19 protein-coding genes are annotated in these 16,835 nt (G+C 65.5%); 11 read left to right on the top strand and 8 right to left on the bottom strand.

What is annotated here, in order from left to right; all coding sequences use genetic code 11:
* Positions 1-95: 95 nt before the first annotated feature.
* Positions 96-536, top strand: coding sequence for a hypothetical protein (locus EJ067_RS16590; RefSeq protein WP_126086703.1), 441 nt, complete (start codon positions 96-98; stop codon positions 534-536).
* Positions 537-549: 13 nt separating this feature from the next.
* Here EJ067_RS16590 and hemW read toward each other — a convergent pair whose 3' ends face one another.
* Genes hemW through rph form a run of 4 tightly spaced genes read right to left on the bottom strand, consistent with a single transcriptional unit; the run spans position 550 to position 3,535 of the window.
* Positions 550-1,728, bottom strand: coding sequence for a radical SAM family heme chaperone HemW (gene hemW, locus EJ067_RS16585; RefSeq protein ID WP_126086702.1), 1,179 nt, complete (start codon positions 1,726-1,728; stop codon positions 550-552).
* Positions 1,725-2,402 carry an RdgB/HAM1 family non-canonical purine NTP pyrophosphatase gene (rdgB, locus tag EJ067_RS16580; protein WP_126086701.1) on the bottom strand — a complete coding sequence of 226 codons (678 nt, stop codon included), beginning with the start codon at positions 2,400-2,402 and terminating at the stop codon, positions 1,725-1,727. Before rdgB ends, hemW begins: the two co-directional genes overlap by 4 nt.
* Positions 2,402-2,812, bottom strand: a complete 411-nt coding sequence (locus tag EJ067_RS16575; protein WP_126086700.1) for a VOC family protein — start codon at positions 2,810-2,812, stop codon at positions 2,402-2,404. Before EJ067_RS16575 ends, rdgB begins: the two co-directional genes overlap by 1 nt.
* 6 nt (positions 2,813-2,818) lie before the next feature.
* Positions 2,819-3,535 (bottom strand): ribonuclease PH, encoded by a 717-nt coding sequence (gene rph, locus EJ067_RS16570; RefSeq protein WP_126086699.1) that lies wholly within the window; start codon positions 3,533-3,535, stop codon positions 2,819-2,821.
* 176 nt (positions 3,536-3,711) lie between these two features.
* On the opposite strand from rph, the gene hrcA reads away from it, so the two are divergent.
* The 5 genes from hrcA to cysK all read left to right on the top strand — a co-directional run bounded on the left by hrcA (position 3,712) and on the right by cysK (position 8,391).
* Positions 3,712-4,788 (top strand): heat-inducible transcriptional repressor HrcA, encoded by a 1,077-nt coding sequence (hrcA, locus tag EJ067_RS16565; RefSeq protein WP_126086698.1) that lies wholly within the window; start codon positions 3,712-3,714, stop codon positions 4,786-4,788.
* Positions 4,789-4,825: 37 nt separating this feature from the next.
* Positions 4,826-5,023 (top strand): hypothetical protein, encoded by a 198-nt coding sequence (locus EJ067_RS16560; protein ID WP_126086697.1) that lies wholly within the window; start codon positions 4,826-4,828, stop codon positions 5,021-5,023.
* Between the two features lie 131 nt (positions 5,024-5,154).
* Positions 5,155-6,504 (top strand): sorbosone dehydrogenase family protein, encoded by a 1,350-nt coding sequence (locus EJ067_RS16555; protein ID WP_126086696.1) that lies wholly within the window; start codon positions 5,155-5,157, stop codon positions 6,502-6,504.
* A gap of 121 nt (positions 6,505-6,625) precedes the next feature.
* Positions 6,626-7,243: a LysE family translocator gene (locus tag EJ067_RS16550; RefSeq protein ID WP_126086695.1), complete on the top strand. Its 618-nt coding sequence runs from the start codon at positions 6,626-6,628 to the stop codon at positions 7,241-7,243.
* Between the two features lie 167 nt (positions 7,244-7,410).
* On the top strand, positions 7,411-8,391 hold the full coding sequence (cysK, locus tag EJ067_RS16545) for a cysteine synthase A (protein WP_126086694.1): 981 nt from the start codon (positions 7,411-7,413) through the stop codon (positions 8,389-8,391).
* 113 nt (positions 8,392-8,504) lie between these two features.
* Here cysK and EJ067_RS16540 read toward each other — a convergent pair whose 3' ends face one another.
* Both EJ067_RS16540 and EJ067_RS16535 read right to left on the bottom strand, forming a co-directional pair.
* Entirely contained in the window at positions 8,505-9,752 is a 1,248-nt protein-coding gene (locus tag EJ067_RS16540) for a DUF6596 domain-containing protein (protein ID WP_126086693.1), read from the bottom strand.
* Positions 9,753-9,762: 10 nt separating this feature from the next.
* Entirely contained in the window at positions 9,763-10,128 is a 366-nt protein-coding gene (locus EJ067_RS16535; protein WP_126086692.1) for a YciI family protein, read from the bottom strand.
* Positions 10,129-10,386: 258 nt separating this feature from the next.
* Between EJ067_RS16535 and EJ067_RS16530 the strand changes: the two genes are divergently transcribed.
* The 3 genes from EJ067_RS16530 to EJ067_RS16520 all read left to right on the top strand — a co-directional run bounded on the left by EJ067_RS16530 (position 10,387) and on the right by EJ067_RS16520 (position 14,057).
* Positions 10,387-11,346: a TAXI family TRAP transporter solute-binding subunit gene (locus EJ067_RS16530; protein ID WP_126086691.1), complete on the top strand. Its 960-nt coding sequence runs from the start codon at positions 10,387-10,389 to the stop codon at positions 11,344-11,346.
* Between the two features lie 160 nt (positions 11,347-11,506).
* Positions 11,507-13,597: a TRAP transporter permease gene (locus EJ067_RS16525; RefSeq protein ID WP_126086690.1), complete on the top strand. Its 2,091-nt coding sequence runs from the start codon at positions 11,507-11,509 to the stop codon at positions 13,595-13,597.
* A gap of 82 nt (positions 13,598-13,679) precedes the next feature.
* Positions 13,680-14,057: a DUF1850 domain-containing protein gene (locus tag EJ067_RS16520; protein ID WP_126086689.1), complete on the top strand. Its 378-nt coding sequence runs from the start codon at positions 13,680-13,682 to the stop codon at positions 14,055-14,057.
* Between the two features lie 118 nt (positions 14,058-14,175).
* On the opposite strand, the gene EJ067_RS16515 is transcribed toward EJ067_RS16520, so the two are convergent.
* A complete protein-coding gene (locus EJ067_RS16515) occupies positions 14,176-14,628 on the bottom strand; it encodes a DCC1-like thiol-disulfide oxidoreductase family protein (RefSeq protein ID WP_126086688.1) in 453 nt (150 codons plus the stop codon).
* Between the two features lie 179 nt (positions 14,629-14,807).
* A complete protein-coding gene (locus EJ067_RS16510; protein WP_126086687.1) occupies positions 14,808-14,954 on the bottom strand; it encodes a hypothetical protein in 147 nt (48 codons plus the stop codon).
* A gap of 390 nt (positions 14,955-15,344) precedes the next feature.
* On the opposite strand from EJ067_RS16510, the gene EJ067_RS16505 reads away from it, so the two are divergent.
* On the top strand, positions 15,345-15,848 hold the full coding sequence (locus tag EJ067_RS16505; RefSeq protein WP_126086686.1) for a ferritin-like domain-containing protein: 504 nt from the start codon (positions 15,345-15,347) through the stop codon (positions 15,846-15,848).
* 102 nt (positions 15,849-15,950) lie between these two features.
* Entirely contained in the window at positions 15,951-16,832 is an 882-nt protein-coding gene (locus EJ067_RS16500) for a Ku protein (RefSeq protein WP_126086685.1), read from the top strand.
* Positions 16,833-16,835 lie beyond the last annotated feature (3 nt).

The following is a 16,835-nucleotide window of genomic DNA, read 5'->3' as shown; positions in this document are numbered from 1 at the left end:
GGTCTAGTTGTCCTCTAGCTTCGATCTTGAAACCGGAATCGCTCAAGCTATGATCGGAGCGCGCTTATCATAAGTCTTGCCCCGGGAGAATTTCGATGCTGCCGCAAGCGCCCATTGCAGCGAGCGAGTTCAAGCTGTCCGATGCGATTGCGCATCTGAATAGTCAAACGGCAGGAACATATCAGCTTTGGGCCTTCTACACTGCGACAGTACTTGGCTCGTTGGCATTGGCTCTATCGCATCAGATGACGGAAATTTCCGCACCGATATTCTTGGCCGGATTTTGGGCGTTTGCCCTGGGAGAACTGGCTCTTTTGCGGCGGAGCATGTCACTCATTAACGAAATGCGAGTTGCTGTTGCACACCGACTGGACAGTGTGGAAGACAACAATATTGCCCCATACCGTTCGGCTCTCGCGTCGGCCACCCGCAATTGGAACCCCATCTGGGTCACAGTTCTTGTCCAGATCATAGGAGACCTGTGCGTCACGGCCTTGATGGCCGGGAACGCTCTCCATTGGTTCGTTGTTCAGTAGCGCCAGGTCGGTTCTACCTGGCCAAATCCGCCACCACCGCATCCAGAACGATCATGCCGGCCGTAGTGGCGCGCAGCCGTGCATTGCCGACCGGCGCCACCAGCCCTTCCTCCTGCAGCACCGAAAGCCTGTCGCTCGACAGGCTGCGCCCTGCAAACGTCTCGTAGCGGGCAAGGTCGATGCCCTCGGCAAGTCTCAGCCCCATCAGCAGGAACTCGTCGGCCTCTTCCGCGCGGGTGAGAACTTCACCACCGGTGACGCCGTGGCCCTTGGCCTCGACCAGGTTGAGCCAGGTTTCCGGCATCTTTTCCACGATCGTCACGGTACGGCGGCCGTTATCGACGAAGCGGCCATGCGCGCCCGGCCCGACGCCGACATATTCGCCGTAGCGCCAGTAGGTCAGATTGTGCCGGCTCTCCGCGCCCGGCCGCGCGTGGTTGGAGATCTCATAGGCCGGCAGGCCATGCGCCGCCGTCACTTCCTGCGTCAGCGCATAGAGGTCGGCGGCCTGGTCATTGTTCGGGATGACGAACTTCCGCGCCGCGTGCAGCGCATGGAAGGGCGTGCCTTCCTCGATGGTGAGCTGGTAAAGCGACAGGTGGTCGGCGGCGTGGCCGATCGCCTCTTCGAGCTCCGAAGCCCAGGCCTCGGGCGTCTGGCCCGGCCGCGCATAGATGAGATCAAAGGAGAGCCGCGGAAAGATTTCGCGCGCCAGGCCGATCGCGTGCAGCGCCTCCTCGACATTGTGCAGCCGGCCGAGAAAGCGCAGGTCCTTGTCGTTCAGCGCCTGCACGCCGAGCGACACGCGGTCGACGCCGGCGGCGCGATAGCCGCGGAAGCGCCCGGCCTCGACCGAGGAAGGGTTCGCCTCCAGCGTCACCTCGATGCCGGCCGGCACCGTCCAGTTCCTCGCCACGGCCTCCAGCACCGCGGCGACGGTTTCCGGCTTCATCAGCGACGGCGTGCCGCCGCCCAGAAAAATGCTGGTCACCTCGCGCGGCCCGGTGCGGGCGCGCATGGTCGCAAGCTCCGTCTCGAAGGCGCGCGCAAAACGCTCCTGGTCGACCGGCTGGTGGCGGACATGGCTGTTGAAGTCGCAATAAGGGCATTTGGCCGCGCAGAACGGCCAATGGATATAGACGCCGAAGCCGGGGCTGCGGTCGAGCGGCATGGTCTGGCCGGTGCCGATCATCTTGCGTCGAGCCGCGCCAGGTCCAGGCGGGCCAAATCCAATCGGGCTTGCGCGAACTTCTGGAAGGCGCAGGCGCGGTGCGAAAGCGCCGTCGCCTGGCCGGGCTTCCAGCCATGCTTCTGCTCCGCGCTCATCTCGCCGAACGTCTTGTCGAAGCCGTTGGGCAGGAACACCGGATCGTAGCCGAAGCCGAGTGTGCCGCGCGGCGGCCACACCAGCGTGCCTTCGGCCTCGCCGCGGTAATATTCGGCCTCGCCGTCAGGGAAGGCGAGGCAGATGACGGCGACGAAGCGGCCAGTGCGCTGCGCCGGCTCGGTCGCGCCGACTTCCTGAAGCGCCACCTCGGTGCGCTGCATGGCCATGCCGAAATCGCGTGCGCCGTCCGCCGTCTCGGCCCAGTTGGCGGTGTAGACGCCAGGCGCGCCGTCAAGCGCGTCGACGCAGAGCCCGGAATCGTCCGACAGCGCCGGCAGGCCGGTCGCCTTGGCGGCGGAGTATGCCTTGATATAGGCGTTCTCCTCGAAGGTCGTGCCGGTCTCGTCGGGCTCCGGCAGGCCGTAGTCCTTGGCCGATTTCGCCTCGAAGCCGAACGGCGCCATCAGGTCGGCGAATTCGCGCAGCTTGCCCTCATTGTGGCTGGCGACGACGATCTTTTGTCCGTTCAAGGAATGCATCACAGGCCCCAGATCCTTGGCTCGGCGAACTCGATCGAATTGCCCGATGGGTCGCGGATATAGATCGAATGGCCGCCCTGCGGCCATTCGAAATCGCTTTCGATGGCGATGTTTCTTGCCGCCAGATGCTTGCGCCACCGGGCGATCTCCTCGGCGCTCGCCGTGAAGCAGAGATGGCCTTCACCGACCGTGCCGTGCGGCGGCACCTTTAGTCTGGCGTCGGGCGCCGGCGGAATTTTCGTCGCCTCGGCGTTGAAGATGAGCAGCACGCCGCTGCCGCAGCGGAAGAAGACGTGGCGGCCTTCGACCTTGCCCAACGCCTCGAGGCCGATGACGTCGCGATAAAATGCTTCCGCCGCGGTCAGATCGGTGACGTAGAGGGCCGATTCGAGGATGGCGGAAGGTTTCATGAATACCTATGCGACAGCCATCTGCTGCAAGCTCACCAGCCGCGAAATGCCCTTCTTGGCGAGCGCCATCAGCGCCGAAAACTGCTCTTCCGAGAAAGGCTCGCCCTCGGCCGTGCCCTGGATCTCGACGATGCCGCCCTTGCCGGTCATGACGAAATTGGCGTCGGTGCCGGCCGAGGAATCCTCCAGATAGTCGAGGTCGATGACCGGCTGGCCGTCATGGATGCCGCAGGAGATCGCGGCGACATGGTCCCTCAGCACCTTGGAGACGCTGGCCATCTGGCGCGCTTCCATCCAGCGCAGGCAATCGTAGAGCGCCACCCAGCCGCCGGTGATCGAGGCGGTGCGGGTGCCGCCGTCGGCCTGGATGACATCGCAGTCGACGGTGATCTGCTGCTCGCCCAGCGCTTGCAGGTCGACAACAGCGCGCAAGGAGCGGCCGATCAGCCGCTGGATCTCCAGCGTGCGGCCGCCCTGCTTGCCGGTCGAGGCCTCGCGCCGCATGCGCTCGCCGGTCGAGCGCGGCAGCATGCCGTATTCGGCCGTCACCCAGCCCTTGCCGGAATTGCGCATCCAGGCCGGCACCTTTTCCTCCAGACTTGCCGTGCACAAGACATGCGTGTCGCCGAACTTCACCAGGCAGGAGCCTTCGGCGTGCTTGGAGACGCCGCGCTCGAAGGAGATGGCGCGCATTTCGTCGGGCTGGCGTTTGGAGGGGCGCATTCGGCCTTCTTTCCTATGGTTTTGGAATCGTGGCCGGCTTGTAGACGCATGCGGCGCATGGCGCAAAGGAAAAGGGGCGGCGCCGGGGAAAACGGGCCGGGTAACCGCAAACGGGGCACCGGGTTGCGCCGGGTGGGCTTAAGTCTATATCTTTCAACAGGAGGTTCCTCGCCGGAATGAACAAGGCAGTCGATCCCGCTTCGCCCGTGCTGCAGTCGCTCGACATGCGCTCGCGCGACATTTTCCGGCGGATCGTCGATTCCTATCTGCGCGACGGCGAGCCGGTCGGCTCGCGCAGCCTGTCGCGCATCCTGCCCTCGTCGCTGTCGCCGGCCACTATCCGCAATGTGATGAGCGATCTCGAGCATCTCGGCCTGATCTACGCGCCGCACATCTCGGCTGGCCGCCTGCCGACCCAGACCGGGCTGCGCTTCTTCGTCGACGCCTTCATGGAGCTCGGCGATCTGTCCGACGACGAGCGCCGCGGCATCGAGGCGCAGGTGCGCGCCTCGGGCTCGGGCGCGACGCTGGAGCATGTGCTGACCGAGGCCAGCCAGATGCTGTCGGGCATGTCGCGCGGCGCCGGCCTGGTGCTCGCCGCCAAGAACGAGGTGGCGCTCAAGCACATCGAGTTCATCCAGCTCGAACCCACCAAGGCGCTCGCCGTCCTGGTGTCGCAGGGCGGCGATGTCGAGAACCGGGTGATCGACCTGCCGGCCGGCATCACCGTTTCGCAGCTGCACGAGGCCTCGAACTTCCTCAACGCCCATATCCGCGGCCGAACGCTCGCGGAGGCCCGCATCGAGATCGCCCGCATCAAGGACGAGACCAGGGCGGCCCTCGACACGCTGTCGCAGGATCTGGTCGAGAAGGGCCTCGCGGTCTGGGCTGGGGCCGAAAGCGGCCTGCCGGCGCGCCTCATCGTGCGCGGCCGCGCCAATCTCCTGGAGAACGTCACCGCCCAGGCCGACCTCGAATTGCTGCGCCATCTGTTCGAGGACCTGGAAACACAGGACGGGCTGCTGCAGCTTCTCGACCTTGCCGAGCAAGGGTCCGGCGTGCGCATCTTCATCGGCTCGGAGAACAAGCTGTTCTCGCTGTCCGGCTCGTCGCTCGTGGTCGCGCCCTATCGCGACAAGGACGCGCGCGTCGTCGGCGCGCTCGGCGTCATCGGCCCGACGCGGTTGAATTATGCCCGCATCGTGCCGATGGTCGACTATACTGCCCAATTGATTTCGCGCATGCTGAGCTGACCGGGAGCGGGCGGGGATCGCCGCAAGGAGGGTGGAAATGGCGCTGGAATCGTTCAAGGCCCAGATCAGCCTGCTGCTCGAGGAAATGGTGAACCAGCCCAAGGACGAGCACGAGGTGCAGGAGCAGCTGCGCGAGAAGCTCAGGGAAATGCGCGCCATGGGCCTGCCGCTGCCGGCCGACCTGGTCGCGCTGGAAAAGCAGCTCGACGACGATCTCGACGTCGAAGACAGCTGAGCTGCGGTAATTTCCGTCAAATCTGCGTGCCTGCGCTTCTCTTTTGGGACGCCTGCCCGATATCTGCTGTCTGGTTGCGCCGATCGTGAGCTGATCACGACTGGGCGCGTCGGCCGTTGACGGAGAACAGCATGATACGGATCGCCGGCCTCGCCGCCCTTGCCCTGCTCCTGGCCCCCGGCGCCTTGGCGCAGCAGGCCGGCCAGCCCTTGCTCACCGGCGAAAAGGCCTTCGGCGATTGGAAGGCCGACCGGCCAGGCGTCCGGCGTCTCATCAGGCCGGACGATCTCCAGCAGCCGAATGTCGCCGAATCCGCCTCGAACGGCGGCGGTGTCACCGATCGCCCCGAGGGCGCGAAGCCGGCTCTCCCGCCCGGCTTTACGGCCGGGCTCGTCGCGTCCGGCCTCGACAGTCCGCGTGTCGTGCGCGTGGCGCCGAACGGCGATCTCTTCGTCGCCGACAGCAGGGCGAACCAGATCCGCGTCTTCCGCCTGGCAGAGGGCAGCGCGAAGCCAGCCGAGAAATCGGTCTTCGCCAAGGGTCTGACGCGGCCCTACGGCATCGCCTTCTATCCGCCGGGCGACAAGCCGCAATGGGTCTATGTCGCCAACAGCAACAGCGTCGTTCGCTTTGCCTATCGCGACGGCGACCTCGAGGCTTCCGGCCGGCCCGAAACGATCGTCTCCAATATCCCGTCGAGCCACCACTGGACGCGCGACATCGCGTTCTCGCCCGACGGCAAGACGCTCTATCTGTCGGTCGGCTCCGGCTCCAACATCGCCGAGGATATGGGCGCCAGGCCGAAGGGCGGCCTCGAGGACTGGGCGAAAGCGCAGCCGCTCGGCGCCGCCTGGGGCGCGGAGGAAGGCCGCGCCGACGTGCTCGCCTTCGATCCCGACGGCAAGAACCGCAGGATGGTCGCCACCGGCCTGCGCAACTGCTCGGGCATGACCGTGCAGCCGGCGACGGGCGCGCTCTGGTGCGTCGTCAACGAGCGCGACGAGCTCGGCGACGACGTGCCGTTCGAATATGCGACCACCGTCAAGGACGGCGCCTTCTACGGCTGGCCCTGGTACTATATCGGCGGCAACGAGGATCCGCGCCACAAGGGCGCGCGGCCCGATCTCGCCGGCAAGGTCACGGTTCCGGACGTGCTGATCCAGGCCCATTCGGCGCCGCTCAACATCGCCTTCTACGAAGGCGACAGCTTGCCGGCCGACTACAAGGGCGATGCCTTCGTCACCTTGCACGGCTCCTGGAACCGCAATATCCGCACCGGCTACAAGGTGGTGCGGCTGAAGTTCAAGGACGGCAGGCCGACCGGCGAATATGAGGATTTCGCCACCGGCTTCGTCATCGCGGACGACGCCGTCTGGGGCCGGCCGGTTGGCGTGGCCGTGGCTAAGGACGGCGCGCTGATCCTGACCGAGGACGGCAACGGCACCATCTGGCGCGTGACATACGGCGACGGCCGGTCCTGATCGGCCCGCTGGTGTAATCGAATCCTGCCGCAAGGGAATTAACCGGGCGCGAGGTTTGTGATATTGAGCCGCCGCTTCAGGATCGATCCCGGCGGAGGGATCGCGCGCTAGGTCTCGAAACATGACGCTGACTGGATTTCTCGCTTACAGCGCCGCCCTCGGCGTCGCCGCTGCCATTCCGGGCCCCGGCGTGACGGCGCTTGTCGCCCGCGCGCTCGGCTCCGGCTTCCGTTCGTCGCTGGCGATGTCGTTCGGCCTCATGCTCGGCGACATCACCTACCTCACCGCCGTGGTGCTCGGGCTCGCCTTCGTCGCGCAGACCTTCGGCATGGTGTTCCTTGCGATCAAATGGGCGGGCGTCGCCTATCTTGCATTCCTCGCCTGGCGCTTCTGGACCAGCGGCATCTCGCCCGAAACGGTCGAGGCCCGCAAGGGCAAGGGTGGTCTGGTGTCCAGCTTCATCGCCGGGCTGACGGTGACGCTCGGCAACCCGAAGACGATGATCTTCTATCTTGCCATCACGCCGACCATTGTCGACCTGAAGACGATCACCCCGGCCGACTACGGCATCCTGGTGGCGCTTACCGTCGTCGTTCTGTTCGTCGTGCTGGTGCCCTATCTGGCGCTGGCCGCCAAGGCGCGCTGGTTCCTGAAATCGCCGCGCGCGCTGAAGATTCTCAACCGCACCGCCGCCGGCTTCATGATGGGGGCCGCGGCGGCGATCGCTGCTCGTCAGTAAGCCGAGGCTTCGGCTATATCGCGACCTTCGGGACCCGGTGAGAGTTTTCCATCGTGGGGTGGTTTTCAGCAACCGCCCCACTCGGATATTGTCGGCTGGCAGCCTATCTTGCGCGGCTGAAAGTCCTATTCTGTCTTGCCTATGCCACTGCCTTGGGAGCGAAACCAATGAACAAGCCCGTCACCTCCGCGCGCGTCCCCGGCCGCGGCCGCATCTTCAACTCGATCACCGAGACGATCGGAGACACGCCGCTGGTGCGGCTGGACAAGTTCGCCAGGGAGAAGGGCATCGTCGCCAATGTGCTGGCCAAGCTCGAATTCTTCAATCCGATCGCCTCGGTCAAGGACCGCATCGGCGTCGCCATGATCGAGGCGCTGGAAGAAGCCGGCAAGATCGCGCCCGGCAAGACCACGCTGATCGAGCCGACCTCGGGCAACACCGGCATCGCGCTGGCCTTCGCCGCCGCCGCCAAGGGCTACAAGCTGATCCTCACCATGCCGGAGACCATGTCGGTCGAGCGCCGCAAGATGCTGGCGCTGCTCGGCGCCGAATTGGTGCTGACCGAAGGGCCGAAGGGCATGAAGGGCGCCATCGCCAAGGCCGACGAGCTTGCCGCCACGCTTCCCAACGCCATCATCCCGCAGCAGTTCGAGAACCCGGCCAATCCGGAGATCCACCGCCGCACCACGGCGGAGGAGATCTGGAACGACACCAATGGCGAGGTCGACATCTTCGTCGCCGGCATCGGCACCGGCGGCACAATCACCGGCGTCGGCCAGGTGCTGAAGAAGCGCAAGCCCTCGCTGCATGTCGTGGCGGTCGAGCCGGAAGCCTCGCCGGTGCTTTCCGGCGGCCAGCCCGGTCCGCACAAGATTCAAGGAATCGGCGCCGGCTTCGCGCCCAAGATCCTCGACACCTCGATTTACGACGAGATCGTCAGGGTCTCGAACGAGGATTCGGTCGCCAATGCCCGCCTCGTCGCCCGCCTCGAAGGCGTGCCGGTCGGCATCTCGTCGGGCGCCGCGCTGCAGGCGGCGATCGTCGTCGGCTCGCGGCCGGAAAACAAGGGCAAGAACCTCGTCGTGGTGATCCCGTCCTTCGCCGAACGCTATCTCTCGACGATCCTGTTCGACGGGCTGGGCGCTTAGAGCAATTCCAGGAAAAGTGTGTAACGGTTTTCCGTCCGGAATTGCGTAAAAACAAATAGTTGGAACCGCTGTGGTCTGATTTCCCGCGAGGACCCTTGAGGCGAGCTTCGCCCTCAGTGCTGAACGAGCTTTCCCCGTTCGGCCTGCAGGAAACGCCGCAGCGCCGGGTCGCGCTCGAGGCCGATCGCCCGGTCGTAGGACTGGGCCGCGTGCTTCGTGTTGCCGAGCCTGGCCAGGAGTCCGGCGCGCGCGGCCCAATAGGGCTGGTAGTCCTGCAGCCGGTTGTCGTCGCCCAGCACGTAAAGCGCCGCCAGTCCGGCCGCGGCGCCCTCGGTTTCGGCGATCGCAACCGCGCGGTTGATCGCCACCACCGGCGAGCCGGCGATGGAGAGCAGCGCGTCATAAAGCTGGCGGATCGCCGCCCAGTCGGTGCCGTGGCCGCGCCGGCGTGCCGTATGGGCGGACTGCACGGCGGCCTCCAGCTGGTAGCGGCCGATGATTGCCCTTTGCGCGGCCCGCCTGAGCAGGGCTTCCGCCTCGTCGATCAGCATGTCGTCCCAAAGCGCGATGTCCTGCTCTGCCAGCGGCACGAAACCGCCTTGCGGGCCGCGCCTCGCCGAGCGGCGCGCCTCGGCGAAAAGCATCAGCGCCAGCAGCCCGAGCGCTTCCGGTTCGTCCGGGATCAGCGAGGCGACCAGCCGGCCGAGCCAGATGCCTTCGCTGGCCAGGTTGCGCCGCCGGCTGTCGGTACCGGTCGGATCCGACCAGCCCTCGGCGAAAGTGGCGTAGATCGCTTCGAGCACGGCATCCAGCCGGTCGCTCAGCTCCGCCTGCTCCGGCACCCGAAACGGAATCCCGGTCTCGCGGATGCGCGCCTTGGCCCGCACCAGACGCTGGCCCATCGTCGCCGGCGAAACCAGGAAGGCCGAGGCGATTGTCGCGGCGTCGAAACCGAGGACCGTCTGCAGGATCAGCGGCGCGCGTACGCTCGATTCGATCGCCGGATGGGCGCAGGCAAACATCAGCCGCAACCTTTCGTCCGGCAGCTCCTCGCCGTTCATGCGCGCCTCCATTTCCTCGGCGATCAGCTTCAGATGATCGCGGGCAGCCTCGCCGGTCAGCCGACGTCGCACGGCGTCCACGTCGCGCCGGCGCGCCACCGCCAGCAGCCACGCTTCCGGCTGCGCCGGCACGCCGGTTCGCGGCCAGCGTTCGAGCGCGGCGGCGAAGGCGTCGGCCAACGCGTCCTCGGCGCCGGCGACGTCGCGCGTGCGGGCCGCCAGCCATGCGACCAGCTTGCCGTAGCTTTGCCGGGCGGCCGCTTCGGCCGCCGCCCGCGCGATCTCCGAGCGATCGTCCATCACCGGACCATTACGCGGCTATGTATTCGGCCATCTCCCAGATCGGCCGTACCTCGACCGTTCCGGTGCTGGCGGCGGGGCAGCGCGCCGCCCATTCGATGGCGGTATCGATGTCGGCCGCCTCGATCATGTAGAAGCCGGCCAGTTGCTCCTTGGTATCGGCGTAGGGCCCGTCGAGCACATTGGTCTTGCCGCTGGCCAGCCGCACCTGCGTGGCCGCCTGGGTCGGCCGCAGCCGCTCGCCGGCCAGCCACGCACCCGATTTGTGCAACGCTTCCGTATAGGCGCCATAGGCGGCAAGCACCTGCTGGGTCTGCTCCTTCGGCGCTTTCGCCATCGCGGCTTCGTCATTGTAGATCAAAAGCATGTAACGCATGGGTCTACTCCCGTTTCGTTGAAGGCCGCATCGTCGCAGCCGACCTATGTCGCGTGGGCGCGGCCGATTTCGACAGCAGCCACAAAAATCTTTTCGCGGGCGCTGCCGCACGGCTGGGACCTGCGGCTCGCCTCGCGCACTCTCAACCATTGGTCTAACGCTTGCAATTGCGGGTTGGAATTTGGCGCCTCCTGTCTAAACTCCAAGCTTCGTGCTGGGAGGCGGTGCGGCGCGACTGTTTCAGGAGGAGGAAACCATATGCGCGATTTCAGGACGAAATTCGTTGCCGTCGGCGCTCTGGCGCTGTCGCTTGGCCTCGGCGCCATGTCGGCCGGGGCGCAGGAATTCATCAACGTGCTGACCGGCGGCACGTCGGGCGTCTACTATCCGCTCGGCGTCGCGCTGTCCGAGATCTACGGCAAGGGCATCGAAGGCGCCCGCACCCAGGTGCAGGCAACCAAGGCATCGGTCGAGAACCTCAACCTGCTGCAGCAGGGCAAGGGCGAGATCGCCTTCGCGCTCGGCGATTCCGTGAAGCTTGCCGCCGAAGGCAACACCGAGGCCGGCTTTCCCGGCAAGCTCGACAAATTGCGCGGCATCGCCGCCATCTATCCCAACTACATCCAGATCGTCGCCAGCAAGGAGTCCGGCATCAAGACGCTCGCCGATCTCAAGGGCAAGAGCCTGTCGGTCGGCGCGCCCGCTTCCGGCACCGAGCTCAACGCCCGCGCCATCTTCGCCGCCGCCGGGCTGAGATACGAGGATCTCGGACGCGTCGAATATCTGCCCTTCGCCGAATCGGTCGAGCTGATCAAGAACCGCCAGCTCGACGCCACGCTGCAATCGGCGGGTCTCGGCGTCGCCTCGATCCGGGACCTTGCCACCTCGGTGCCGATCAACGTCGTCGCCGTGCCGGCCGAGGACGTCGCCAAGATCGGCTCGCCCTATCTTTCGGTCGTCATTCCCAAGGGGACCTATGAGGGCCAGGCGGAGGATGTCGCGACCGCCGCGGTCGGCAATTTCCTCGTCACCAGGGCCGATGTCTCCGACGAGACCGCCTATCAGATGACCAAGCTGATGTTCGAGCATCTCGACCAGCTCGCCGCCGCCCACGCCGCCGCCAAGGCGATCGATCCGGCCAAGGCGCTCAACGGCATGCCGGTGCCGCTGCACCCCGGCGCGGAGAAATATTACAAGGAAAAAGGGCTCATCAAGTAACCCTCCCCCTGAGGTGGCCCCAGGCCGGGAAGGGTCCTCGGCGACACGCTCCATCGTCTGAGGCGAAGGTCGCGGCGGTTGCGGCGACCCTCCGCCTCGCTCCGCTCGGTACCCTCCCTCCAGGGGCCCTCCAGGGAGAGGGACGTCAGGAACTCGTCAAATGACCGAAACCCCGACCGTTCTTTCTCCGACTGTCGAAGAGCCTCTTGAAGGCCTTCCGCCGGGCTTCGGCGAAGGCATCGCCGGCAAGGCGGCCTTCCTGATCGCCGTCGCCTTTTCCGTCTTCCAGATCTACATCGCCGCCTATGGCAGCCTGCCCAGCCAGGTGGTGCGCGCCATGCATGTCGGCTTCCTGCTGCTGCTCGGCTTCGGCCTGATCGCCAATCTGCGCGCCGCCGGCATGCCGGCGAAGGCCTTGTTCTGGACGCTTGGCGCGCTGGGCTTCGCCACCGGCCTCTACAACTGGATATTCTACGCCGACCTCATCCGCCGCTCCGGCTTCCTCACCACGCCGGACCTGATCGTCGGCGCCCTGCTCGTGGTGCTGGTCTTCGAGGCGGCTCGGCGGCTGATGGGGCTGCCGCTCGCGGTCATCGCCTTCCTCTTTCTCGCCTATTGCTTCGTCGGCAATCACCTGCCGCCGCCCTTCATCCATCGCGGCTATGATTTCGCGCAGCTCGTCGACACCTTCGCCTTTGGCACCGAGGGCATATACGGCACGCCGGTCTATGTCTCGGCGGCCTATATCTTCATCTTCGTCGTCTTCGCCGCCTTTCTCGAACGCGCCGGCATGATCGCGCTGTTCAACGATTTCGCGCTCGGCCTGGTCGGCTCCTGGCGCGGCGGCCCGGCGCAGGTCTGCGTGCTCTCCTCGGCGCTGATGGGCACCATCTCCGGTTCGGGCGTCGCCAATGTCGTGGCGAGCGGCCAGTTCACCATCCCGCTGATGAAACGCTTCGGCTTCCGCTCGGCCTTTGCCGGAGCCGTCGAGGCGACCTCATCGATGGGCGGCCAAATCATGCCGCCGGTGATGGGCGCGGTGGCCTTCATCATGGCCGAGACGCTGAACATCCCTTACGCCGAGGTCGTGAAGGCGGCGATCATCCCGGCGATGCTCTATTTCGGCGCCTGTTTCTGGCAGGTGCATCTGGAAGCCGGCAAGGCCGGCCTGCACGGCATGGCCAAGGCGGAGCTCCCCAATCCCTGGGAGGCGGTGCGAAAACACTGGCCGCTGGTGCTGCCGCTCGCCGTGCTGGTCTACCTGCTCTTTGCCGGCTACACGCCAATCTTCGCCGGCACCATGGGCCTGGCGCTGACAATCGTGCTGATCCTCGGCACGCCGCTGGCGGCCTTGATCGGGCCGTTCGCCTTCCGCGTCGTCTTCTGGCTGGCGCTCGGGCTTGCCGCCGCCTCCTTCATGCGCTTCGGCGTCAACGTCCTGAGCCTCGTCATCGCGGCGCTCATCGTCGCCTGCGTCACCTTCAAGGGCGGCCGCGAGACGCTGCGCATCTGCGTCGATTCGCTTGCCGAAGGGGCCAAGAACGCGCTGCCGGTCGGCATCGCCTGCGCCATCGTCGGCATCGTCATCGGCACGCTGACGCTGACCGGCATCGCCTCGACCTTCATCGGCTGGATCATCTCCATCGGCGAGAACAACCTGTTCCTGTCTCTGGTGCTGACCATGCTCACCTGCCTGGTGCTCGGCATGGGCATCCCGACAATCCCCAATTACATCATCACCTCCTCGCTCGCCGGCCCGGCGCTTCTGTCGCTCGGCGTGCCGCTCATCGTCAGCCACATGTTCGTCTTCTATTTCGGCATCATGGCCGACCTCACCCCGCCGGTGGCGCTCGCCGCCTTCGCCGCCGCGCCCATGGCCCGGGAAAGCGGCCTCAAGATCGGCATCCAGGCCACCAAGCTCGCCATCGCCGGCTTCGTCGTGCCGTTCATGGCCGTCTACACGCCGGCGCTGATGCTGCAGGATGCCGGCCCGATCGCTGCCCAGTTCGGCTACCCGGTCGAGGTCGCCTACATCGTCGTCAAGGCCTGCATGGGCATTGTGCTGTGGGGGGCGGCCGCGGTCGGCTTCCTCGCCCGGCGCATGGCCTGGTGGGAGCGCCTCGCAGCCTTCGCCGCCGGCGTGCTCCTGGTCGCGGCGCTGCCGCTCACCGACGAAGCCGGCTGGGCGCTGGCGCTTCTCTGGATCGGCTGGCACTGCTGGCGCGCGCGCCAGGCGTCCGCCAGAGCATGACCCCGAACCGAAGGTCAGCGAACGCAAAAAGAGGCGTCCGATTTTCGAAAAAAGATCATGCTCAAGCAATGAATAGTTTCGCATGAGCCTGTGCATCCTCGCCGCCGGCAAGACGGTGACGCTCGCCGTCGCCGCCTTCACTTTGTCCTGGACGCATTCGGTGGAGCGGACGCGCTGGCAGGAGGACTGGAAAGTCACGCCTGCCGGGCTTCGGCTCGTCGAGGCGCGGGTCAAGGGCTCCGGCGCCGGCATGGAACCGCCCGAGGGCTCGGTGCTGCGCGACGGCTGGTGGATCTATTCGCCGCGGATCGGATCCCAGCCGCGCCTGGTGCTCGCAGCGTCCGGCGCCACCGGGGCAGGCTGGACGCTGTGCACGGCCGAGGGCTGTCGCGAGCTGGGCAAGGCAGCGGGAGAGACGACGGTGCTCGAACCTTGCAACGGCGCGAGCCAGCCGCGATAGCGTACGGCAACCGGTCCGGAGCGTTTCAGCGATTCAGAGAATCGCCGAACCGCTCTCTAAGTATTTGCTTTTACGCACTTCCGGACGGAAAACCGTTTCGCGTTTTCCCGGAATTGCCCTAGCCGATCAACCGCTCCCGCAACTCGGCCGAAGGAATGTCGCAACTGTCCTTCCTGCCGAACAGCGCGTAGCGGTTCTTGGCGACGCGGTCGTAAAGCCAGTCGCGCAGCGGCCGCGGCAGGACGAGCAGCAGCCTTGCGGCGCGCCACGGCCAGCCAAGCGCGGCCATGACGGCGACGAAACTGTCGAGCTTCGTGAAGGCTTCGCCGTCGATGACGGCGAGATTGGTTTCGTAATTGTCGGTCGGCAGGCCGTATTTGCGAAACAGCGCCTCGCCGAACGGCGATTGCGCCGTGGCGAAGCGGAAGCGCTTGTCGCGGTCGAGCTTGACGATCGTCTGGACGAAGCCCGAGCAGAACACGCAGACGCCGTCGAAGACGATCAACGGCTGGTCAGCGGCATAGGCCTGGCCTGGGATAAGGGGACGCTTCGGTTCGGGCAGGTCGGTCATGTCGGCCCCGGCTGCTTGTGCCTTCAGACACTAAGCCAGCCGGCGGCGGCGTCAAAGTCGCGGCGTTGTCGCACGTCTGCCGTCGGCGACGGCGGGGCGCTCGTCACGATAGGTCGTGGCGCGGGTGTCGGCGGCCGGCTTGCAGATCCGGCTGTTGTGGCGGCTGTCGAGCATGACGATCAGTTCGTGCCGATGCCGAGCGAGTTGCCGCGCCGCGCGCAGGCCGGACCGGGACCGCGCATGTAGTAGCGCTCGGGCCGATAGGTCGGCGCGACGAATTCGCGGATGGCGGCGGCATAGCCGGCGATGTGGTTCCAGAAGGTCATTTTACCTGTCCCTGTCCCGTTTTCGGATGTCCCTTCCGAATTGTCCGAGAACATAGCGTCGAGGCGTGAATAGTCGGTGAACGCGATGTTAATTTCTGGTCCGAAACACGTTGCTTCGTGGCTGGAATGCGGCTGATTCGCGGTCTTTCCACGCCTTTTGTCGTGATTCCGGCTTGTGTGACTTTTGCATCACATATGTTTCGTCTCGATGTCGCTTGGACGCGGTTCTGTTTCACGTCCGGCCGCCGCCCGGAAATTTCCTTGCGCATCCAGAAAGGTTCAGGAACCGGCCAGGAAGGGACACGTTGATTCCTTCGAGCCCGCGCGGCGAGGGCGGCCGCGCCGCCGATTGAATTTCCCGATCCGGACCAAGCTATGGAAGGCAAAGCCATGGGTTTCTTTTCGAAAGACATCAAGACGCTGGACGATCTCTTCATCCATATGCTGCGCGACATCTACTATGCCGAGAAGCAGATCGAGCGGGCCCTGCCGAAGATGATCGGCGCGGCGACCGATCCGCAGCTGAAGGCCGGCTTCGAAAAACACCTCGAGCAGACCAGGGGCCATGTCGACCGGGTCGAGCAGGTGTTCGAGCTGCACGGCGTCAAGGCCAAGGCGGTCAGCTGCCCCGCCATCGACGGCATCCTCGAGGAGGCCGATGAGGTGAGCGGCGATATCGACGACAAGGAGGTTCTCGACGCCGCGCTGATCGCGTCCGCGCAGGCGGTCGAGCATTACGAGATGACGCGCTACGGCACACTGATCGCCTGGGCCAAGCAGCTCGGCCGCAGCGACTGCGCCAACGTGCTGGCCAAGAACCTCAAGGAAGAGCAGGCGACCGACCGCAAGCTCACCGAGATAGCGCAAAACAGGATCAACCTGCTGGCGGCCTGATGGGCGATGCCGCAACGACAGGCGCGGGCCCCGGAACCCAAGCGAGCCCCATCCGTTGCGATTGAGATCGCACCGCGCAGGAGTTCGCAGCAGGAGCTCGCAATGGCACCGCGCCCCGCCTGGAAGGGTTATCTGAAACTGTCGCTGGTCACTTGCGCCATCGAGCTGACCAACGTCGTCACCCATGCCGAGAAGGTTTCGTTCCGCATTCTCAACCGCAAGACCGGCAACACCGTCAAACGCATCTATGTCGATGCCGAAACCGGCAAGCCGCTGGAGGAAGGCGACGAGATCAAGGGCTATGAGGTCAGCGACGGCGACTTCGTCCATATCGAGGAGGACGAGATCGAGGCGGTGCAGATCGAGTCCTCGCATACGATGAGCCTCGACGGCTTCGTCGAGAAATCCTCGATCGAGCAGATTTATCTCGACACGCCCTACTATGTCTCGCCGGCGGACGAGGTGTCGGAAGAGGCGTTCGCCGTCATCCGCGACGCCATGGCGGCGAAGAAGATGGCCGGCCTCGCGCGCATCGTGCTCTATCAACGCGAGCGCCCGGTCGTCTTGGAACCGCTCGGCAAGGGCATGGTGCTGACGACGCTGCGCTACGACGACACCGTGCGCCAGCCCGAGACGGTCTTCGACGACATCAAGGCAACCAGGACCGATGACGAGATGATCGATCTCGCGCGGCACATCATCGACAGCAAGAAGACGAAGTTCGACGCTTCGAAGTTCGAAGACCGCTATGAGGACGCGCTGCTCGAATTGATCCGCGCCAAGAAGGCCGGCAAGAAGGCTCCCAAGGCCAAGGCGCCGCCGAAGCCGTCCAATGTCGTCAACCTGTTCGACGCTCTGAAGAAGAGTCTCAACGCGGAAGGCGGCGGCAAGGCCGGCAAATCTTCATCGAAAGCGTCGGCGCGGACGAAGGCCAAGGCCGCCGCGGCCGGTCATAACAAGCATAAAAGGCGCAAATCCGCATAGGAG

It is taken from the genome of Mesorhizobium sp. M1D.F.Ca.ET.043.01.1.1 (assembly GCF_003952385.1).
Lineage (GTDB): Bacteria > Pseudomonadota > Alphaproteobacteria > Rhizobiales > Rhizobiaceae > Mesorhizobium.
This window is presented reverse-complemented; position numbering and strand designations above follow the sequence as displayed.